The sequence below is a fragment of the Pseudomonas sp. 43(2021) genome (assembly GCF_017490805.1).
Lineage (GTDB): Bacteria > Pseudomonadota > Gammaproteobacteria > Pseudomonadales > Pseudomonadaceae > Aquipseudomonas.
Map to the genome: position 1 here is coordinate 20,344 of NZ_JAFGYJ010000028.1, position 19,862 is coordinate 40,205.

At 62.2% G+C, this 19,862-nt stretch carries 17 protein-coding genes; 10 read left to right on the top strand and 7 right to left on the bottom strand.

The features are described from left to right. Positions 1 to 718: 718 nt before the first annotated feature. Both J5M71_RS21660 and J5M71_RS21665 read left to right on the top strand, forming a co-directional pair. On the top strand, positions 719 to 1,693 hold the full coding sequence (locus J5M71_RS21660; protein ID WP_243434297.1) for a hypothetical protein: 975 nt from the start codon (positions 719 to 721) through the stop codon (positions 1,691 to 1,693). Positions 1,694 to 1,769: 76 nt separating this feature from the next. Next, positions 1,770 to 2,537, top strand: coding sequence for a TSUP family transporter (locus J5M71_RS21665; protein WP_207836647.1), 768 nt, complete (start codon positions 1,770 to 1,772; stop codon positions 2,535 to 2,537). 146 nt (positions 2,538 to 2,683) lie between these two features. Here J5M71_RS21665 and J5M71_RS21670 read toward each other — a convergent pair whose 3' ends face one another. Both J5M71_RS21670 and J5M71_RS21675 read right to left on the bottom strand, forming a co-directional pair. After that, positions 2,684 to 3,898: an SAM-dependent methyltransferase gene (locus tag J5M71_RS21670; RefSeq protein WP_207836649.1), complete on the bottom strand. Its 1,215-nt coding sequence runs from the start codon at positions 3,896 to 3,898 to the stop codon at positions 2,684 to 2,686. A 342-nt stretch (positions 3,899 to 4,240) separates the two neighbouring features. Beyond that, positions 4,241 to 4,858, bottom strand: coding sequence for a TPM domain-containing protein (locus J5M71_RS21675; RefSeq protein ID WP_207836673.1), 618 nt, complete (start codon positions 4,856 to 4,858; stop codon positions 4,241 to 4,243). A gap of 186 nt (positions 4,859 to 5,044) precedes the next feature. Here J5M71_RS21675 and bglX point away from each other — a divergent pair, with 186 nt between their 5' ends. The 4 genes from bglX (at position 5,045) to J5M71_RS21695 (ending at position 12,167) form a co-directional block, all read left to right on the top strand. Beyond that, a complete protein-coding gene (gene bglX / locus J5M71_RS21680) occupies positions 5,045 to 7,336 on the top strand; it encodes a beta-glucosidase BglX (RefSeq protein ID WP_063913214.1) in 2,292 nt (763 codons plus the stop codon). A 147-nt stretch (positions 7,337 to 7,483) separates the two neighbouring features. Continuing rightward, positions 7,484 to 9,241 (top strand): ATP-binding protein, encoded by a 1,758-nt coding sequence (locus tag J5M71_RS21685; RefSeq protein ID WP_207836675.1) that lies wholly within the window; start codon positions 7,484 to 7,486, stop codon positions 9,239 to 9,241. After that, complete coding sequence (locus J5M71_RS21690; RefSeq protein ID WP_207836678.1) at positions 9,235 to 10,569, top strand: sigma-54 dependent transcriptional regulator; 1,335 nt, start codon at positions 9,235 to 9,237, stop codon at positions 10,567 to 10,569. Before J5M71_RS21685 ends, J5M71_RS21690 begins: the two co-directional genes overlap by 7 nt. A gap of 278 nt (positions 10,570 to 10,847) precedes the next feature. Beyond that, a complete protein-coding gene (locus J5M71_RS21695) occupies positions 10,848 to 12,167 on the top strand; it encodes an MFS transporter (protein WP_063913444.1) in 1,320 nt (439 codons plus the stop codon). Positions 12,168 to 12,444: 277 nt separating this feature from the next. Here J5M71_RS21695 and J5M71_RS21700 read toward each other — a convergent pair whose 3' ends face one another. Continuing rightward, positions 12,445 to 13,197 (bottom strand): hypothetical protein, encoded by a 753-nt coding sequence (locus J5M71_RS21700; RefSeq protein WP_063913217.1) that lies wholly within the window; start codon positions 13,195 to 13,197, stop codon positions 12,445 to 12,447. A gap of 344 nt (positions 13,198 to 13,541) precedes the next feature. Between J5M71_RS21700 and J5M71_RS21705 the strand changes: the two genes are divergently transcribed. Both J5M71_RS21705 and J5M71_RS21710 read left to right on the top strand, forming a co-directional pair. Next, complete coding sequence (locus J5M71_RS21705) at positions 13,542 to 13,907, top strand: heme utilization protein (protein ID WP_207836680.1); 366 nt, start codon at positions 13,542 to 13,544, stop codon at positions 13,905 to 13,907. A gap of 118 nt (positions 13,908 to 14,025) precedes the next feature. Next, the gene (locus J5M71_RS21710; RefSeq protein ID WP_063913219.1) at positions 14,026 to 14,631 is read left to right on the top strand and encodes a flavin reductase family protein; all 606 of its coding nucleotides are present in this window, start codon (positions 14,026 to 14,028) and stop codon (positions 14,629 to 14,631) included. Here J5M71_RS21710 and J5M71_RS21715 read toward each other — a convergent pair whose 3' ends face one another. Together J5M71_RS21715 and J5M71_RS21720 are read right to left on the bottom strand one after the other, a co-directional pair. Beyond that, a complete protein-coding gene (locus tag J5M71_RS21715; RefSeq protein ID WP_207836682.1) occupies positions 14,632 to 14,865 on the bottom strand; it encodes a hypothetical protein in 234 nt (77 codons plus the stop codon). Positions 14,866 to 14,947: 82 nt separating this feature from the next. Further along, the gene (locus J5M71_RS21720) at positions 14,948 to 15,241 is read right to left on the bottom strand and encodes an antibiotic biosynthesis monooxygenase family protein (protein ID WP_063913220.1); all 294 of its coding nucleotides are present in this window, start codon (positions 15,239 to 15,241) and stop codon (positions 14,948 to 14,950) included. Between the two features lie 202 nt (positions 15,242 to 15,443). Between J5M71_RS21720 and J5M71_RS21725 the strand changes: the two genes are divergently transcribed. After that, positions 15,444 to 16,364 (top strand): AraC family transcriptional regulator, encoded by a 921-nt coding sequence (locus J5M71_RS21725; protein ID WP_196178570.1) that lies wholly within the window; start codon positions 15,444 to 15,446, stop codon positions 16,362 to 16,364. Positions 16,365 to 16,500: 136 nt separating this feature from the next. Here the strand turns inward: J5M71_RS21725 and J5M71_RS21730 are convergent, their stop codons facing one another. After that, a complete protein-coding gene (locus J5M71_RS21730) occupies positions 16,501 to 18,138 on the bottom strand; it encodes a 5-guanidino-2-oxopentanoate decarboxylase (RefSeq protein ID WP_207836692.1) in 1,638 nt (545 codons plus the stop codon). A gap of 114 nt (positions 18,139 to 18,252) precedes the next feature. On the opposite strand from J5M71_RS21730, the gene J5M71_RS21735 reads away from it, so the two are divergent. Next, complete coding sequence (locus J5M71_RS21735; RefSeq protein ID WP_207836698.1) at positions 18,253 to 19,128, top strand: LysR substrate-binding domain-containing protein; 876 nt, start codon at positions 18,253 to 18,255, stop codon at positions 19,126 to 19,128. 98 nt (positions 19,129 to 19,226) lie between these two features. Here J5M71_RS21735 and J5M71_RS21740 read toward each other — a convergent pair whose 3' ends face one another. Next, positions 19,227 to 19,841 (bottom strand): NAD(P)-dependent oxidoreductase, encoded by a 615-nt coding sequence (locus J5M71_RS21740; RefSeq protein WP_207836701.1) that lies wholly within the window; start codon positions 19,839 to 19,841, stop codon positions 19,227 to 19,229. Positions 19,842 to 19,862 lie beyond the last annotated feature (21 nt).

Here is a 19,862-nt window from a genome sequence, read left to right on the forward strand (position 1 = left end):
CCAGCCTGGCGTTATGGAAGCCGTTTGGCTATTCACCAAACGCGCGTCCGGTGCACCTGTCGATTGCCATCCGGCCGTTGAGCGAGGCTTCGGTGGTCAACCAGAAGCAGCACTTTGTCGAGCGACTCAGGAGCTTGTGGGGGCCAGCGCTGCATTGACGATCACAGGGCATGCCGATCAGGGCGTTGAAATAATCCATCGCTCTCAAGAGGTCGAGGAATGCATCTATACGACTACAGGTAGAGAACTGAGAGTTCAAGACAAACTCAAGCTCCATAACCAAAAGATAACGAAGCCTGTGATCGCACCTACGAATGCAAAAACACAACCCACTTAAGAACAAAAAACTTTCCTACAGCTTTAAAAGAAACTTCCATAGGAATAACACCGCCCACCAGCACTTAACTACCCCCAGAAACAAACACCCTAAAAAACCTGTTGACTTCAGCAAAAAAACAGTGATGTCATTATTGCACGAAATGGACCTCAAAAAACAAAGGCCAAACAGGGACAAACTCAATGTCATCCATGCATCTTTCTACCCTAACAAAAAGCTCACGCCTCTTCGTGCCGAACTTTAAATACCCTAGAAAAACCATCAGGACCTACCACCACTACCCATAACAACAATAATATTCAACACAAAATTAGCTACCTTCCACACCTTATCCATCAGTACGACATTGGCCACTCACTCGCTTGCTTATAGGTGGTACACATGCCCAAAAACAACAGGAAAAGCCTCTTCAAAAACACGATATCAATGCAGGAGTTTGGACATAAATTTATCGAATCATTACCCAGCCACTTGCAAAACCTGAAAATACCTGGACGACAACTCAGCATAGACCATAGAAGAAAACCTCTACTCGCCAAGATTGAGGACATACCTGCAATTCAAAAAGCAATGATCGAAGTGCTCAACCATCCCATCACGCAGGACTCTCACCACCTTACCGAAAGTGCCTTTCAACTCTTTCTAGAAAAGAAAAATACTGACATAGGAGTTTTAAAGTTCTTCAACGGATGGAATGAGACACATAAAACGACAAGCTTGGTCTCCGCAAAGGTCATCATGCGATTGTCGAATGACACCCTATCCCTACCGCTGGAGAAGCAAAGTGGTCATTGCATCGTCATGGCCCACATGCACGAAGTTGCAAAAGATGATTTCGGCTTAGGACATGAGGGACATGATGGAATGTACCCGAACATGACAGGCGCCTTCAGCGCAACCGACTGGAGTCAAGACCGATTCTCTGTAAAGCAGTGTAACGATTTCTCCGGTTTCCTCTACAGCGTTGGCGTAGCAGGGAATAAACTTCCGATGAATTCTATCGAATATATGCAATCCATGATGAATGCCATGATGGTCTCCATCGCATCTGAACTCTGGAATGGACGCGAGTACAATTTTCTCGCCCAACACATTGAAGATAAACTTTTGGCTATCAACCCGTCACTTGGTTCAAATACCAATGATCTAAGAAACGCAAAAGGCTATGTACTCAGCCATTCCGGCGAAGTCGAGAACAAGCATGGTCTGCATGCCTTGGCCGCTGCGCAAGCGTATGGCCGGGTTACAGGACTGACCTTTGACCCAGTTCGACTGCAGACGATCATGCTTGATTACAACCAACGTGTTGGCAAGGCGCTTTATAACCTTCGCGAGGTCTTGAGCCAAATTAACTGACCGATTTGATCGGCCACACGCCTGACTGCCGTATCAAAAAGCCGATAGATCTCCACTCATAAACCTGGTGTCACCCATGGAATTCGAGCACGCTCTGATCACTCTGGGCCTTTTCGCTTTTTGCGGCGGATTAATTGATGCAGCAGTAGGTGGCGGAGGGCTTGTGCAAGTCCCCGCCCTCCTTCACGCACTGCCAAACCACAGTTTGGCCACCGTATTTGGCACTAACAAAGTCGCTGTTTTCGCGGGTAACATTTTCTCCACCCTGAGCTATGCGAAACGAATCAAGATCGTATGGCGACTGATGCTACCGACAGCACTTTCTGCGTTTGTCTTTGCATTCCTGGGCGCCTACTCCGTCTCGCTGGCGCCCAAAGCCTTGATGGAGTACATTGTCTTCGTCGTTCTGGTAGCAATGGCAATTTATACATTCATCAAGAAAGACCTTGGGCAAACCCATACATCTATACAATGCGGCAAGAAAGAAATCGTACTGGGTATTTTCTTTGGTGGCACCATCGGCTTCTACGATGGTATCTTTGGACCCGGCAGTGGCAGCTTGCTGCTGTTCATTTTCGTCAAATATTTTGGTTTCGACTTCCTGAACGCATCGGCCTCTGCAAAGTTGGTCAACCTGGGTACATTTACTGCGGCACTGCTTTTCTTCATCCCCTCCGGCCATGTGCTATGGACAATCGGTGGTGTGGTGGCTGCCTGCAATGTTGCAGGTTCGTTGACGGGTACTTTCCTGGCATTACGTTACGGAAGCCGGTTTATCCGCACCTTCTTTTTAATCCTCTTGATCTTTCTGATTGGAAGAATGGGCGTTTCGCTATTCCTGTAGGAGTACGCCAAGCCCTTTGGGAGCGCTGTGGGAGCGGGCATGCCCGCGAAGAATACAACGCGGAGGCTGGCACCGGCTTCGCCGGTGTTCGCGGGCACGCCCGCTCCCACAGAGGCACGCGTGAGCAGGTCAAACGGTGGCAACAATCAGAGCAACCCATCCGCCCGCAACAACGTTTCCAGGCAATGCTCCTGCACCCCATAGAATGCCTTGAGCTGGGCAATCTTCTCCAGCAACGCCCCGTTGTCCCCTGCCTGGCGCCGCTTCACCGCAAGAATCATCTTGTTCTTGTTGGTGTGCTCCAGCGAGATGAACTCGAACACCTTGGTCTCGTACCCGCAGGCTTCCAGGTACAGCGCGCGCAGGCTGTCGGTCAACATCTCGGCCTGCTGGCCCAGGTGCAGGCCGTACTGCAGCATCGGTTGCAACAACCCCGGGCTGTGCAGTTGCGGGCGGATCTGCTTGTGGCAGCACGGCGAGCACATGATGATCGCGGCGTTGCAGCGGATCCCGGTGTGGATGGCGTAGTCGGTGGCGATGTCACAGGCATGCAGGGCGATCATCACCTCGATGGCCTCGGGCACCACGCTACGCACGTCGCCACACTGGAATTCCAGGCCTGGGTGTTCCAGGCGCGAGGCGGCGGCGTTGCACAGGTCGACCATGTCCTGGCGCAACTCGACGCCGGTTACCTGCGCTTCGCGGCCCAGGCTGTTGCGCAGGTAGTCATGCATGGCAAAGGTCAGGTAGCCCTTGCCCGAGCCGAAGTCGGCCACCCGCAGCGCCTGCTCCACCGGCACAGGGGCGCTGGCCAGGGCGTGGTCGAAGACTTCGATGAACTTGTTGATCTGCTTCCACTTGCGCGACATGGACGGGATCAGCGCGCCTTGTGCGTCAGTTACGCCGAGGTCACGCAGGAACGGCCGTGACAGCTCCAGGTAGCGCTTCTTCTCGCGGTCATGGCCACTGCTGGTGGCAGCTTCACGCGGGGCCTGTGCGCCGTGGCGCTGGAGCATGGGCTTGCCCTTCTTGCTGAAGGTCAGCTGCACTTCACCGTCGGCGTCGAACAGGTGCGCGTTGCGGAAGCTGTCCGGCAGCAGCTCGGTGACCAGCGCCTGGGCCTGGTCCAGCGCCAGGTTGCGGGTGATGTCGCGGGTCTGGTGGCGGTAGACCAGCGACAGGCACGGCTGGCCCTTGACCTGCAGCGGCTTGGCGATGATCCGTTGCAAGGTCTGGTCGGCACCGACATGGCGCGCCAGCACCAGTTTGACCAAGGTATTGCCATGCAAGGCGGCTTTCAGCAGGTCGAGAAACTGGGTGCGCGCATCCGGCGCGGATGGGGCAGAAGAACTGGCGGACATGGAGAAACGGTGCCTCGGATAGCGGGGAGCGCTTGGCGCAATGCACGCATTCTACAGGGTGGCTAACTTCCTGTGGGAGATCGCCCAGTCCTTTGGGCTGCGCTGTCGCGTAGAGAGCTGAATTCGCAAGCGGCCCGCGTACCCTGTGTGCATGGCACCGGCTGCGCCGGTGTTCGCGGCTAAAGCCGCTCCCACAGAATCCCCGCTAATTCAATGAGTTATGTACAATTCTGTGGGAGCGGGCTTGCCCGCGAACACCGGCGAAGCCGGTGCCCACCGCGTTGCCTGTTTCGCGGGCGCGCCCGCTCCCACAGGGGAAGCATCAAGCCATCGGACGCCGACTCAATCGAGAATCACCAGCCGGTTGGGCAACTCGTTACGCGCATGGGTAGGTGGCACGTGCTCGCTGAGCAGCTCGCCGCACGCCTCGATGCACTCGACAAAACCCTGCAAGGTGCGGCCCTGGCGTACCTGTTCGGCAAAGCGGGCGACGATGGCCGCGCGGGCGGAGGCATCCAGGTAGTGCTCGATGCCGCGGTCGACCAGGATCTCCACATGCCGCTCCGCCTCGCTGACGAAAATCAGTACGCCCGTGGCTCCAGCAGTACGCTGCAGGTTCTGCTCGCGAAACTGTTGGCGGGCCAGGCGCGAAGCGCGCCAGCGGCGCAATGCCCGGGGGATCAGCCAGCCGGCCAGGCGTGGGTTGCGCAGCAGCAGGCACAGGCCGACGAACAGCAGCACATTGGCCACCAGCAGGCCACGCACGCCGGGCCAGCCCAGCAGCCAGTGCATCAGGCACGGCACGGCCAGCGCCAGCACGGCGGCCCAGAACAAAGGCCAATAGGCGTAATCATCGGCACGGCGGGCCAGCACCGTCACCAGTTCGGCATCGGTGCGCCGCTCGGCACGGGCAATGGCTTCAGCGATCTGGCGCTGATGGTATTCGTCGAGGGGGGTCATGCCGTCGGTCTCTTGAGCGTTCTTATAGTTGTTGTCCCGGCATTCGGGGCTTCGTCCGCAGGCGACATATTCAGGCATAATCCGCCGCTGGAAGAAATGCCTGCAAATCGTACAACAATAGCCGCCTGAAAAACTCGGCCGCGCACGTATCACCGTGGATACGGCAGAGGCCCCATAACGGAATTGATGATGAAACTGTCTTTGCTGGGCCTGGCCATGGGCCTTGCCAGTCAGGCGGCCCTCGCCGCCCCCTCCGCCCCGCCCCTGCAGGACAAGCAGGCGTTCATCGACCATCTGATCAGCCAGATGACCGAAGCCGAGAAGATCGGCCAGCTGCGCCTGATCAGCATCGGGCCGGAAATGCCCAAGGATAAGATCCGCGAGGAAATTGCCGCCGGGCGCATCGGCGGTACCTTCAACTCACGCACGGCCCCCGAGAACCGCCCCATGCAGGACGCGGCGATGCGCAGCCGGCTGAAGATTCCGATGTTCTTCGCCTACGACACCGTTCACGGCGAGCGCACCATTTTCCCGATCGGTCTGGGCATGGCCGCGACCTGGGACATGGACGCCGTTGCCAAAGTCGGCCGCACCGCTGCCATCGAAGCTGCTGCCGACGCCCTGGACATGACCTTCGCACCGATGGTCGATATCGCCCGCGACCCGCGCTGGGGCCGCACCAGTGAAGGCTTCGGTGAAGACACCTACCTGACCTCGAAGATCGGCCAGGTGATGGTCCGCTCGTTCCAGGGCAGCAGCCCGGCCAACCCCGACAGCATCATGGCCATCGTCAAGCACTTCGCCCTGTATGGCGCGGTGGAAGGCGGGCGCGACTACAACACGGTCGATATGAGCCTGCCGAAAATGTACAACGACTACCTGCCGCCCTACCGCGCCGCACTCGACGCGGGTGCCGGCGGGGTGATGGTGGCGTTGAACTCGATCAACGGCGTGCCGGCCACCTCCAACACCTGGCTGATGAACGACCTGCTGCGCAAGGAGTGGGGCTTCAAGGGCGTGACCATCAGCGACCACGGCGCCATCCAGGAACTGATCCGCCATGGCGTCGCCCGCGACGGCCGCGAAGCCGCCAAGCTGGCGATCAAGGCCGGCATCGACATGAGCATGAATGACACCCTGTACGGCGAAGAGCTGCCAGGCCTGCTGAAGTCCGGTGAAGTTACCCAGGGCGAGCTGGACCAGGCGGTGCGCGAAGTGCTTGGTGCCAAGTACGACATGGGCCTGTTCAAGGACCCGTACGTACGCATCGGCAAGGCCGAAACCGACCTGAAGGACTACTACGGCAACGACCGCCTGCACCGCGACGCCGCGCGTGACGTGGCGCGCCGCAGCCTGGTGCTGCTGGAAAACCGCAACCAGACCCTGCCGCTGAAAAAGGCCGGCACCATCGCCCTGGTCGGCCCGCTGGCCGATGCCCCGATCGACATGATGGGCAGCTGGGCTGCCGACGGCAAACCAGTGCACTCGGTGACTGTGCGCGAAGGCCTGCGCCGTGCCGTGGAGGGCAAGGCCAAGCTGGTCTACGCCAAAGGTTCCAACGTCACCGGCGACAAGGCGATGTTCGATTACCTGAACTTCCTCAACTTCGATGCCCCGGAAATCGTCGACGACCCGCGTCCGCCTGCAGTGCTGATCGACGAAGCGGTGAAGGCGGCGAAGCAGTCCGACGTGGTAGTGGCAGTGGTCGGCGAATCCCGCGGCATGTCTCACGAGTCGTCGAGCCGCACCACCCTGGAAATCCCGGCCAGCCAGCGTGAGCTGATCAAGGCCCTGAAGGCCACCGGCAAGCCGCTGGTGCTGGTGTTGATGAACGGCCGCCCACTGTCGATTGCCTGGGAACGCGAGCAAGCCGACGCCATCCTCGAAACCTGGTTCGCCGGTACCGAAGGCGGCAACGCGATCGCCGACGTGCTGTTCGGCGATTACAACCCGTCCGGCAAGCTGGCCATCACCTTCCCCCGTTCGGTCGGGCAAATCCCGATGTACTACAACCACACCCGTATTGGCCGCCCCTTCACGCCGGGCAAGCCGGGCAACTACACCTCGCAGTACTTCGAGGAGCCCAATGGCCCGCTGTACCCGTTCGGCTATGGCCTGAGCTACAGCAGCTTCGAGCTGTCGGACCTGACCTTGTCCACCAACAACCTCAAGCGTGGCGACACACTGTTGGCCAAGGTAACAGTGACGAACACCGGCAAGCGTGACGGTGAAACCGTGGTGCAGCTGTACTTGCAGGATGTGTCGGCGTCCATGAGCCGCCCGGTCAAGGAACTGAAGAACTTCCAGAAACTGATGCTCAAGCCTGGCGAGTCGCGCACATTGAGCTTCCGCATCAGCGAGGAAGACCTGAAGTTCTACAATGGCCAGCTGCAGCGGGTTGCCGAGCCAGGGGAGTTCAATGTCCAGGTAGGGCTGGATTCCCAGGCGGTGCAGCAGCAGAGCTTTGAACTGCTGTAACTGACAGGTTTTGCGTGTACCGGCCCCTTCGCGGGCAAACCCGCTCCCACAGGTACTCCGCAAGCAGATGGCCTGCGCGATACCTGTGGGAGCGGGTTCACCCGCGAACAGGCCGGCCCTGATGTCCCATTCATCCGGATCCGCCCCATGCCCTTTTCCGTTCGCGCCCTGCGTCTGGGGCTGATCACCCTGCTGATCGTGCTGGGCACCGCCTTCAGCGCCGGCTGGGCCATGCACCAGGCCAAGCGCCAGGCCATGGAAGACGACGCCCGGCGTGCCAGCCAGCAGTTGGGCCTGTACGCCAATGCCCTGCACACCCTGATCGACCGCTACCGCGCCCTGCCCGCCGTGCTGGCGCTGGACCCGGAACTGATCGCCGCTCTGCGCGGCCCGGTCAGCGAACCGGTGCAGGACGCCCTGAACCGCAAGCTTGAGCGCATCAACGGAGCGGCCAATTCCTCTACCCTCGAACTGCTCGACCGCACCGGCCTGGCCATCGCCGCCAGCAACTGGCGACTGCCCAGCAGCTACGTGGGCTCCAACTACGGTTTCCGCCCCTATTTCAAGCAAGCCCGCAGCCAAGGCAGTGGCCGCTTCTACGCCGTGGGCGTGACCAGTGGCGTGCCGGGCTACTTCCTCGCCAGCGCGGTGAACGACGAGCATGGCCGCTTCCTCGGTGCCATGGTGGTGAAGCTGGAGTTTCCCGAACTGGAGCGCGAGTGGCGCCAGGGCAGCGATATCCTGCTGGTCAGCGATGCCCGTGGCATCACCTTCATCGCCAACCAGGACGGCTGGCGCTACCGCGAGCTGCAGCTACTCAGTGGCGCCGACCGTGCCGAGCTGGCCGAAACCCGTCAGTACGACAAGCAACCGCTGGTGCCGCTGCAGCACCAGGTGCTGACGCGCTTTGCCGCCAATAGCACCCTTAGCCGCGTGCAAGGCCCGGAGGGCAATGCCGAGTACCTGTGGGAAAGCCTGCCGCTGGAGGGCGAGAACTGGACGCTGCACCTGCTGCGCAAGCCGCAGGTCGCCGCCGACGGCCGCAATGCCGCGCTCGGCGCCGCCGCCGTATGGCTGAGCCTCGTGTTCGCTGCACTGTTCGTCAGCCAGCGCCTGCGCCTGGCCCGCCTGCGCCAGCGCAGCCGGGAGGAGCTCAAGCGCCAGGTCGAGGAGCGCACCCGGGAGCTGCGCACCGCCCAGGAAGGCCTGGTGCAATCGGCCAAGCTGGCCGCGCTGGGGCAGATGTCGGCAGCCATGGCCCATGAAATCAACCAGCCGCTGACCACCCAGCGCATGCAGCTGGAAACCCTGCGCCTGCTGCTCGACCATGGCCGCCATGACGAAGCACGCCGGGCGCTGGAACCGCTGGAGCAGATGCTCACGCGCATGGCCGCGCTCACCAGCCACCTGAAAACCTTCGCCCGCAACAGCCCGGTCGGCCTGCGCGAGCGCCTCGACCTGGCCACCGTGGTCGACCAGGCCTTGCACCTGCTGGAAGCGCGCATCCGCAGTGAAGAAGTGGAGGTAGCCCTGTACCTGGCGCGCCCGGCCTGGGTGCGCGGCGATGCCATTCGCCTGGAGCAGGTGCTGATCAACCTGCTGCGCAATGCCCTCGACGCCATGGCCGACAAGCGCTACAAACGCCTGGAAATCCGCATCGAGCCCGACGGCGAACTGTGGCGCCTGAGCGTGCTGGATTCGGGTGGCGGCATCGCCGAGGCCGACCTGGCCAAGGTCTTCGACCCGTTCTTCACCACCAAGCCGGTGGGCGAAGGCCTGGGGCTGGGCCTGGCCATTTCCTACGGTATCGTCCATGAGGCCGGTGGCCAACTGCAGGCCGAAAACCTGCCCGGCGGTGCGCGCCTGAGCCTTACCCTGCCCCGTGACCTGGAGCCTGTATGTTGAATTCAGTGATCGTCGTCGACGATGAAGCCAGTATCCGCACTGCGGTCGAACAATGGCTGAGCCTGTCCGGCTTCAGCGTGCAACTGTTTGCCCGCGCCGAGGAATGCCTGGCGCACCTGCCGCGGCACTTTCCCGGGGTGATCATCAGCGATGTGCGCATGCCGGGCATGGATGGCCTGCAATTGCTCGAACGCCTGCAGGCAGACGACCCCGACTTGCCGGTGATCCTGCTGACCGGCCACGGCGATGTGCCCATGGCGGTGGAAGCCATGCGCAGCGGAGCCTATGACTTCCTGGAAAAACCCTTCACCCCGCAGCACCTGCTGGGCAGCCTGCGCCGGGCCCTGGAAAAGCGTCAGCTGGTGCTGGAAAACCGCCGGCTGCACGAGCAGGCCGACCTCAAGTCACGCCTGGAAGGCACGCTACTGGGCATGTCCCAGGGCCTGCAACAGCTGCGTCGGCAAGTGCTGGACCTGGCCAGCCTGCCGGTCAATGTGCTGATCCGTGGCGAAACCGGCAGTGGCAAGGAGCGCGTGGCCCGCTGCCTGCACGATTTTGGCCCGCGCGCCGGCAAGCCGTTCGTCGCCCTCAACTGTGCAGCCATCCCCGAGTCGCTGTTCGAGGCCGAGCTGTTCGGCCATGAAAGCGGCGCCTTTACCGGCGCTCAGGGCAAGCGCATCGGCAAGCTGGAGTACGCCAACGGTGGCACAGTGTTCCTCGACGAAATCGAAAGCATGCCACTGGCCCAACAGGCCAAGCTGCTGCGGGTGATCCAGGAACAGAAGCTGGAGCGCCTGGGGGCCAACCAGAGCATCAGCGTCGACCTGCGCATCATTGCCGCGACCAAGCCCGACCTGCTCGAAGAAGCCCGCGCCGGGCGCTTCCGCGAAGACCTTGCCTATCGCCTGAACGTGGCCGAGTTGCGCCTGGCGCCATTGCGTGAGCGGCGTGAGGACATTCCACTGCTGTTCGAGCACTTTGCCCGTGCCGCTGCCGAAAAGCTTGCCCGTGCGGCCCCGCCGCTGTCGGGTGCACAACTGGCGCAGCTGCTGTCGCATGACTGGCCAGGCAACGTGCGTGAACTGGCCAATGCGGCGGAACGCCATGCGTTGGGGCTGGGTTCGCCGAACATCGAGGTGGCGCCTGCCGGGCAGTCGCTGGGCGAGCAGATGGAAGCGTTCGAGGCGCAATGCCTGCGCGCGGCGCTGCGCCAGCATGGGGGCGAAATCAAGGCGGTGATGGAGGCCTTGCAGCTGCCGCGGCGCACGCTTAATGAAAAGATGCTGCGGCATGGTTTGGTACGCGAGGATTTTATTGGGCGGGAATGAGCGAAAATCCGCCTATAGCGCTCAACCAGTAAGCAAAAAGCCGCTCATTTTCAAGATTTTTTGGGGCTGCGTTGCAGCCCTTCGCGGGCACGCCCGCTCCTACAAAGAACTGCGACACGTCAGGCGCCACGCGGTACCTGTGGGAGCCGGCGTGCCCGCGAAGGGGCGCACAGCGCCCCCATTTGAAGCCCCATGCACCCATTTGGCACACCTTCTGCAATCACCTGTGCAAGCTGCGCCACGGCGCGCTCCACAAAAACAACGAGAAGGTATCCCTGATGGATAATGCCACCTCCCTGCCCGCCGGGGCGGCCACCGCGCCTGCCGCAGAAAAAACCACCGCCAGCCGCCTGAAGTCGATCTTCAGCGGGTCCATCGGCAACATGGTCGAATGGTACGACTGGTACGTCTACGCCGCATTCTCGCTGTACTTCGCCAAGGCCTTCTTCCCGGCCGGCGACTCCACCGCACAATTGCTCAATACCGCCGCGATTTTCGCTGTGGGCTTCCTCATGCGCCCGATCGGTGGCTGGCTGATGGGCCTGTACGCCGACCGCAAAGGCCGCAAGGCCGCACTGATGGCTTCGGTGCTGCTGATGTGCGCCGGCTCGCTGGTCATCGCCCTGACCCCGGGTTACGAAACCATCGGCGTCGCCGCGCCAATCCTGCTGGTCATCGCACGCCTGATGCAGGGGCTGTCGGTGGGCGGTGAATACGGCACCTCGGCTACCTACCTGAGCGAAATGGCCAGCAAGGACCGCCGTGGCTTCTTCTCCAGCTTCCAGTACGTGACCCTGATCTCCGGCCAGCTCATCGCCCTGGCGGTACTGATCGTCCTGCAACAGACCCTGACCACCGAGCAGCTGTATGCCTGGGGCTGGCGCGTTCCGTTCGTGATCGGTGCGCTGTGCGCCGTGGTAGCCCTGTACCTGCGTCGCGGCATGGAAGAAACCGCCTCGTTCACCAAGAAGGAAAAGGCCAAGGAAAGCCTGATGCGCACCCTGCTGCGCCACCCCAAGGAGCTGATGACCGTGGTCGGCCTGACCATGGGCGGCACCCTGGCCTTCTACACCTATACCACCTACATGCAGAAGTACCTGGTCAACACCGTGGGCATGAGCATCAGCGACTCGACCACCATCTCGGCCGCGACGCTGTTCCTGTTCATGTGCCTGCAGCCGGTGATCGGCGGCCTGTCCGACAAGATCGGTCGCCGTCCGATCCTGATCGCCTTCGGTGTACTCGGCACCCTGTTCACCGTACCGATCCTCAGCACCCTGCACACCATCCAGACGTGGTGGGGCGCGTTCTTCCTGATCATGGCGGCGCTGATCATCGTCAGTGGCTACACCTCGATCAACGCCGTGGTCAAAGCCGAGCTGTTCCCCACCGAAATCCGCGCCCTCGGCGTGGGCCTGCCGTACGCCCTGACCGTGTCGATCTTCGGCGGCACCGCCGAGTACGTGGCCCTGTGGTTCAAGAGCGCGGGCATGGAGAGCGGCTTCTACTGGTACGTCACCGCCTGCATCGCCTGCTCGTTGCTGGTGTACGCGACCATGAAGGACACCAAGCAGCACTCGCGAATTACCACTGAGTGATGCTGGCCTGGCAATACTGAAAAGGGGCGCTCCAGTGCATGGGGCGCCCCTTTTTTATCGGGCGTTTGAGGATATGTCAGGGTTGCCAGGCGTTCGTCGTGAGCGGTTCAGCGCCTATCAGATCGAGCGCCGCGCGGGCGGCGCTCGATTTCAGCAACACCGCAAACATCAAGCCATACCTCCAAAACCCTCTGACGAGCCGATTAGAAATCCTATTCGGCTCACCATGTGAGCCGAATAGCCCAATTAATCGGCTCATAAGTACCTGAAAGCAGGCTCAGGACATCTCCAACACCTGACGCGGTTCACGGCGCTGGTACCAGGTGGCCATCAGCACCAGTACCAGCAACACCCCGCCCAATACCGCCGAAGAGCCGACCGTGCCGAAGTCCAGGCCGCCCTTCTCGTGGGGCTTGGTGAGGAAGTCGCCCAAGGTGGCGCCGAACGGCCGGGTGAGCACGAACGCAACCCAGAACAACACCACGCCGGGGATGCGCGTCCAGTAGCGGGCCACCACCACCAAGGCGATGGCACTGCCGATCAGCAATGCACCACCGGCAAACCCGAGCCCCGAGTCATCGGCCAGGTAGTCGCCCAGAGCAGTGCCCAGCGTGTTGGAAAACAGGATCGCCACCCAGTAGAACAGCTCGCCCGTGCGGTTCTTGATGCGGGTGACATCCAGTGGGTTGCCGCTCAGGCGCCATACCAGGAAGGTCAACAGCAGGATGCCGATGAGGATGGCCGAACCTGCGGCATAGCCCAGGCCCAGGGTGCGGTCCATGAAGTCGGACATGGTGGTGCCGGCAGTACTGGTAGAGAGGATCACCAGCCAGTACAGCATCGGGTGGTAGCGGCGCGAGTACAGCTGGCCGAGCAGGGTCAGCAGGAACACGCTGATCAGCAGCAGCGAGCTAAGGGCATAGCCGATGTTCAGGGTCATCGACAGCAAGTCACCTGCCGTTTCGCCAAGGGTGGTAGCGCAGATCTTCATGACCCAGAAGGCCAAGGTGATTTGCGGGAGTTTGTTCATTGTTGTGCCGCTCCGGTTTGAGGTGCGGCGATGGTGCTGAGCAGCATTTGAAAAATCGGTTGGTGATGTATGAAAAATGCGTTGAGCAGCCTTCAATGAAAGATCTTTCATCCTTAACGCCCCATTAATTCCCCCCGCTCAAGCTGAAATGGCTGGCAGAACGTCGCCTTATGGGAAGGCACATCCTGAGCCAGAACCGCTGCCAGAGCCACAGGATCCACGCCAACATATATCGAATTACTCGATTTTTAAGCACTATTATTTGCGCTTTTTAATCAAATTAATCGGCGTAGGATTAAACCCATAGAAACAAACAACCCCAAAAAACCCCTGGAGCAACGACCATGAAAAACAAACTGATCCTCACCCTGGCCCTCTCGGTTTTCGCTACTGGCGCCTTCGCCGAAGATGGCTTCAACCGCACCAACGCCCACACCTTCGCAGCGACCCAGAGCCAATCCGCTGCCTACGCTGAAGATGGTTTCGACCGCACTGGCGGCCAGCGCTTCGCCGAAGACGGCTTCGACCGCACCGGTGGCCAGCGCTTCGCCGAAGACGGTTTCGATCGCACCGGTGGCCAGCGCTTCGCCGAAGACGGCTTCGACCGCACCGGTGGCCAGCGCTTCGCCGAAGACGGCTTCGACCGCACCGGTGGCCAGCGCTTCGCCGAAGACGGCTTCGAGCGCACCAACGCCCACCGCATCAGCTGATCCCTGATGCGCGCCCCCAGCCCGGCTTCGGCCGGGCTTGATCATTTGCAGGCGGGCACAGGCTTGGCACACTAGGCACCTTGTCCACCAGGAGGTAGGGCCAGCAAGCCCAGCACAGATGTATTACTACGAACCCGCCAAAGGCCACGGCCTGCCCCACGACCCGTTCAACGCCATCGTCGGCCCCCGCCCTATCGGCTGGATCTCCTCACAGGACCGCGAAGGCCGCCTGAACCTGGCGCCCTACAGCTTCTTCAACGCCTTCAACTACATCCCGCCGATCATCGGTTTCTGCAGCGTCGGGCGCAAAGACAGCCTGAACAACATCGAGCAGACCGGCGAATTCGTCTGGAACCTGGCCACCCGCCCGTTGGCCGAGCAGATGAACCAGAGCTGCGCACCGGTTGCCGCCGAGATAAACGAATTCGAATTGAGCGGCCTCACTGCCACAGCGTCGAGCATTGTCAACGTGCCGCGTGTCGGCGAAACCCCGGTGGCCTTCGAGTGCAAGGTCAGCCAGATCGTCCAGCTCAAGCGGGCCGATCAGGAACCGGTGCCCAGCTGGCTGATCCTGGGTGAAGTGGTGGCGGTGCACATTGCCGAGCACCTGTTGAAGAACGGCATCTACGATACCGCTGCTGCCGAACCGATCCTGCGTGGCGGTGGCCCGGCAGACTATTTCGAGCTGGGCAACCTGTTCAAGATGGCCCGCCCGCCGGCCTGATCACCAGATCAGCTCACCTTCTTCACTGACGCCCTGCAGGCGTTGCAGCTCGGCCGTGGCCGCTTCGTCGGCGGCCACGGCGCCCTTGAACACCTGGCCGTCGAGAATCTTGTGAAAGCGCGGCGCACCGCCCATGCCCAAGGCCTTGGTCGCGATGGCCGCGTTGTAGCCGCCGCCTTCCACCGGGACCATCGCCGAAACCGCTTCGAAATGCGGGAACTCCCTACGTGCCATGTTGCTGTCCGCTTCGTTGATCGAGGGCCGGCATTTTACCCTATTTGCCTGTACCGGCCCTATCGCCGGTACAGGCGACAGATCAATCAAAGGTATGCAGATCCAGGCTGCTGACCACCCGTGCCTGCACCAGCTCGCCAAACACCTCCAGCGTTGGCGAAGCAAAGTACCCACTCATCGCCTGCTGGTCACGCCAGCTTCCACTGAGCAACCATAGGTCGGCATCTGCCTGGGAACGCTGCACCGTGAAACTCAGGCAACCCGGCGCCCGCAGTGAGGGCTCGAGCAGGTCACGCAGGCGCGCGCCCAGCTCCGCCGAGCGCCCGCTGCTGGCACGGATGAAAGCAAGGTGGGTGACCGGTTGTGTCGGGGTCATTGCACAATCTCCTTGAAGCAGGCGGACGGAAAAGCCAGGTTGCCAAGGTTAGGGGCTCACCCGCGCGGCGCGTTAGGCCATTACTGCTCGGCGATTGCCTGATCCTGCGGCGCGGCAGGATCAGGCAATCGACGTGCAGCTTTTGACTAGCGCCCGCCATTGCCCAAACCTATGCTGCGTCGGTCAGCAGAGGAAAGCCATCATGACCACCGCCACGTCCATCGACCCGAGCCTGGAACTGCAACGCCAGGAGCTGGCCGAGCTGATCCGCCGCCACGCCGGCGAGCCTCACGGCCCGGCATCGGCCATCGATGACCTGTACCTGGTGCGCTACACCGAGAACGTGCGCTCGGTGCCGACCCTGGCGCAACCCGCGCTGTGCATCCTCGCCCAGGGCAGCAAGAGCCTGTTCCTCGGGGACGAACAGTACGCCTACGACCCGCTGCACTACATGGTGGTTTCGGTAACCTTGCCGTTGAGCGGCGTAAGGCTCGACGCCAGCCCCGAGCACCCCAGCCTTGGCCTGCGCATGGACCTGGACCCGGCCGAGATCAGCCAGCTGATCGCCGAAAGCGGGCCGATGCTGGTGCCCAACCGGCCTTCCGGCCGTGGCCTGTATGTGGAGAGAACCGATGCCGCGTTGCTCGACGCCCTGCTGCGGCTGATCCGCCTGCTGGATACCCCGCGCGACATCGCGATGCTGGCGCCACTGTTCCGCCGCGAGATTCTCTACCGCCTGCTGCGTGGGCCGCAGGGTTATCGGCTGTACGAAATCGCCTTGGCCAACAGCCAGACCCACCGGGTTTGCCAGGCCATTACCTGGCTCAACCAGAACTACCAGCTGCCTTTGCGCATCGAGGACCTGGCACGGGAGGTCAACCTCAGCACCTCGACCTTGCACCACCGGTTCAAGGCCGTGACGTCGATGAGCCCGTTGCAGTACCAGAAGCAACTGCGCCTGCAGGAGGCGCGGCGGTTGATGCTCAATGACGGGCTGGAGGCAGCGGTGGCGGCCTATCGGGTGGGGTATGAAAGCCCGTCACAGTTCAGCCGTGAATACAGCCGGCTGTATGGCGCGCCGCCGATTCGTGATGTGGCCAGGTTGCGGGCGACTGCTGGCTGAAGTTCAGCTTTCTCCTGCCCCGGCCCTTTCGCGGGTAAACCCGCTCCCACAGGTTTTGCACAGAAACTGAAAACTGTGCAGTACCTGTGGGAGCGGGTTCACCCGCGAAGAGGCCAGCTCAGGCAATAGCAATTCCTCAACCCAACACAGCCCCCTGCCACTGATTCTGGTCAACCTGGATCAGGGTCGGCCCCTTGCGCTCCACCGCGTGCCCCAACGCCGCCTGCAACTGCGCCACATCCGCCACCTGCTCCGCCGCAGCGCCCAAGGCCCGCGCCACACCAATGAAGTCCGGGGTATGGATATCCACCCCGACCGGCTCGATCGCCCGGTTGACCATGTATTTCTTGATCTCCTCATACCCCTGGTTGTTCCACAGCAGCACGATCAGCGGCACTTGCGCCTCCACCGCGCTGGCCAGCTCCGGCAAGGTGAACTGCAAACCGCCATCACCAATCAGGCACACCGCAGGCGCACGCTCGCCGACCTGTTCCGCGCTGCCCAGCCAGGCGCCCATGGCCGCCGGCAACGCATAACCCAGGGTGCCGTAGCCGGTCGAGGCATTGAACCAACGCCGTGGCTGCTCCATGTCCAGGGTCAGGTTGCCGGTGTACACCGGCTGGGTCGAATCGCCCACCAGAATGGCATTGGGCAGGCGCTCGAGAATCGCCGTCAGCAAGCGCGTCTGGCTCAGGGTCGGCTGGTCCCAACCCGTCGCCAGTGCCTGGCGCAGATTGGCCACGCGCGCCACACCCCAGGTGCTTTCGCGCATCGGCTGCGGCAGGGCTTGCAAGGCACCGAGCAGCGCTTCGGCGGCCAGTGCGGCATCAGCCACCAGCGAAAGCTCCGGCAGGTAATTGCGCACGGTCTGGTCCGGGTCGATATCGATGCGCAACAGGCTGCCCGGGATCTCGAAACCACCCTTGAAGGTCACGTCATAGTCGGTTTCGGCCAATTCGGTACCGATTGCCAGTACCACGTCGGCCTCGGCCACCAGCGCCCGCGTGGCCGGCAACGACTGCGTCGAACCGATCTGCAGCGGGTGGCTGGACGGCAGCAACCCCTTGGCATTGATGGTCAGCGCCACCGGGGCCTGAAGGTGTTCGGCCAGGCGCGCCAGCGCAGCGCCGGCAGCCAACGCGCCGCCCCCGGCCAGGATCAAGGGCCGCCGTGCATTGGCCAGGCGCTCGGCCATCTGCGCCACGCCCTGTGGCGCTGCCCCCGCCCGGCTGCCATGCACCGGACGCCCCGGCAGCAGGTGATCGGCCGGTTCGACCAGCACATCGAGCGGGATCTCGATATGCACCGGCCGCGGGCGGGCGCCTTCGAACACGGCGAACGCCCGGGCCAGCACCTGTGGCAGGTCATCGGCACTCATCAAGGTGTGGGAAAACGCAGCAACACCCGACACCAGTGCCGCCTGGTTGGGCAGCTCATGCAGCTTGCCGCGGCCACCGCCCAGCTGGTCGCGGGACTGCACGCTGGAAATCACCAGCATCGGGATCGAGTCGGCATAGGCCTGGCCCATGGCGGTGGTGATGTTGGTCATGCCCGGGCCGGTGATGATGAAGCACACCCCGGGCTTGCCGCGGGTCCGCGCATAGCCGTCGGCCATGAACCCGGCACCCTGCTCGTGGCGCGGGGTGACATGACGGATGGACGAGCCGGCCAGGCCGCGGTAGAGCTCCACGGTATGTACACCAGGAATGCCGAAGACATGGTCCACGCCATAGCCTTCAAGGAGTTTTACCAGTACTTCGCCGCAGGTTGCCATCGGGTTTCACCATGAATCTTGGTTGGGTTATGCCCTTATTGGACCCAGCCACGGCTATCGCCACAATGCAAAAAAACACATACTAGCCATGTCCTGTAATCATGGCTTAGCGCAATGAAACGCCTCCCGCCCCTACCCGCCCTGCATACCTTTCTGGTCACCGCCCAGCACTGCAACTTCACCCGTGCCGGGCAGCAGTTGCATATCACCCAGGGCGCCGTCAGCCGGCAGATAGCAGCGCTCGAGGAGCACCTGGGTTATGCCTTGTTCCAGCGCCAGGCCCGCGGGCTGAGCCTGACCCGTGAAGGCCAGGACTGGCTGCCACGAGTGCAGCAGGTGTTCGCGCTGATCGAACAAGGGGTGCGTGAGGTAGGTGGGCGCAGCACTACCTTGCAGCTCAAGGCTCCGACCTGCGTGATGCGCTGGCTGCTGCCGCGCCTGATGGAATGGCAGGCGTTACGCCCGGATGTGCCGGTGGAGCTGACCACCACGGTGCAGCATGGGGTGGATTTCCGCCGCGAGGGTTTCGATGCGGCGGTGGTCTACGGCGAGGCGCCGAACCACGGGCTGCGCGTGCGCAAGCTGTTCGATGAGCAGCTGACGCCGGTGTGCGCGCCGTCATTGCGCCAGGGGCCGGTACCGTTGCAGCAGGTCGAGGACCTGGCGCGACACATGCTGCTGCACCCGTCGCGGGATGAGCATGACTGGCGGTTGTGGCTGCAGGCAGCGGGGGTGACGCTGGGCACTCAAGGGCCGAAGCAGCATTTCGAGACGCTGGACATGGCGATGGCCATGGCCTCGCAGGGGACCGGCGTGGCCATCGGCGACTGGTCGCTGATCGGCGATGACTTGCGCGGGGGGCGGTTGTGCATGCCGTTTGCGCTGAAGGTGATGACCGGCAAGGGGTATTACCTGGTGAGCCAGGCCAGGAGCTTGCCGGCGGGGTTGGGGGAGTTGCTGGATTGGCTGGAACACCAGGCCAGCCAGTGAGGGCCTCTTCGCGGGCACGCCCGGTCCCACAGGTACTGCACAGATTCCAAGACCTGTGCTTTACCTGTGGGAGCGGGCGTGCCCGCGAAGCAGGCGACTCAGTACCCGACCGTGAATCGCTGCCGCGAATGTTGCGGCTTTTCCAGCTCGTCGAGCATGGCAATCGCGTAATCGGCAAAGGTGATCCAGCTCTTGCCATCCGCGCCGATCAGCAGATGATCCTTGCCCAGCGTGTAGTGCCCGCTGCGCTCACCTTCAACGAACTCCGCCGACGGCGACAGGAAGGTCCAGTCCAGGTTCGGTTCCCGTTGCAACACCTCCAGAAAACGCACCCCGGCAGTGGCCTCGGCCTTGTATGCCTCGGGGAAGTCCGGGCTGTCGATCACTCGATGCCCCGATGGCAGCAACAGGCTGCCGGCACCACCGACCACCAGCAGGCGCCTGACCCCGGCCCGCTTGACCGGCTCAATGATGGCGTGCGGTTCGATGGTCGAGAAATGCGCCGCACTCAGCACCGCATCCACACCCGCGACCGCCGCTTGCAGGGCCGCGCTGTCCCTGGCATCCAGCGCCTTGACGGTCACCCCGTCCCGCCCCTGCAGCCGCGACGGGTCGCGGGCGATGGCCAGCACACTGTGGCCACGGCGCAGGGCCTCTTCCAGCAACTGGCTGCCAGCGCGGCCAGTGGCACCGATGATTGCGATCTTGCTCATGGGATACTCTCCATCAGTTGA

Bases quoted from the DNA above. Each gene is read 5' to 3' on its own strand.
- J5M71_RS21665 (WP_207836647.1), top strand. From the start codon at position 1,770: ATGGAATTCGAGCACGCTCTGATCACTCTGGGCCTTTTCGCTTTTTGC.
- J5M71_RS21715 (WP_207836682.1), bottom strand. From the start codon at position 14,865: ATGGCACGTAGGGAGTTCCCGCATTTCGAAGCGGTTTCGGCGATGGTC.
- J5M71_RS21710 (WP_063913219.1), top strand. From the start codon at position 14,026: ATGTATTACTACGAACCCGCCAAAGGCCACGGCCTGCCCCACGACCCG.
- J5M71_RS21660 (WP_243434297.1), top strand. From the start codon at position 719: ATGCCCAAAAACAACAGGAAAAGCCTCTTCAAAAACACGATATCAATG.
- J5M71_RS21725 (WP_196178570.1), top strand. From the start codon at position 15,444: ATGACCACCGCCACGTCCATCGACCCGAGCCTGGAACTGCAACGCCAG.
- J5M71_RS21705 (WP_207836680.1), top strand. From the start codon at position 13,542: ATGAAAAACAAACTGATCCTCACCCTGGCCCTCTCGGTTTTCGCTACT.
- J5M71_RS21695 (WP_063913444.1), top strand. From the start codon at position 10,848: ATGGATAATGCCACCTCCCTGCCCGCCGGGGCGGCCACCGCGCCTGCC.
- J5M71_RS21735 (WP_207836698.1), top strand. From the start codon at position 18,253: ATGAAACGCCTCCCGCCCCTACCCGCCCTGCATACCTTTCTGGTCACC.
- J5M71_RS21700 (WP_063913217.1), bottom strand. From the start codon at position 13,197: ATGAACAAACTCCCGCAAATCACCTTGGCCTTCTGGGTCATGAAGATC.
- J5M71_RS21675 (WP_207836673.1), bottom strand. From the start codon at position 4,858: ATGACCCCCCTCGACGAATACCATCAGCGCCAGATCGCTGAAGCCATT.
- J5M71_RS21740 (WP_207836701.1), bottom strand. From the start codon at position 19,841: ATGAGCAAGATCGCAATCATCGGTGCCACTGGCCGCGCTGGCAGCCAG.
- J5M71_RS21730 (WP_207836692.1), bottom strand. From the start codon at position 18,138: ATGGCAACCTGCGGCGAAGTACTGGTAAAACTCCTTGAAGGCTATGGC.
- bglX (WP_063913214.1), top strand. From the start codon at position 5,045: ATGATGAAACTGTCTTTGCTGGGCCTGGCCATGGGCCTTGCCAGTCAG.
- J5M71_RS21670 (WP_207836649.1), bottom strand. From the start codon at position 3,898: ATGTCCGCCAGTTCTTCTGCCCCATCCGCGCCGGATGCGCGCACCCAG.
- J5M71_RS21720 (WP_063913220.1), bottom strand. From the start codon at position 15,241: ATGACCCCGACACAACCGGTCACCCACCTTGCTTTCATCCGTGCCAGC.
- J5M71_RS21690 (WP_207836678.1), top strand. From the start codon at position 9,235: ATGTTGAATTCAGTGATCGTCGTCGACGATGAAGCCAGTATCCGCACT.
- J5M71_RS21685 (WP_207836675.1), top strand. From the start codon at position 7,484: ATGCCCTTTTCCGTTCGCGCCCTGCGTCTGGGGCTGATCACCCTGCTG.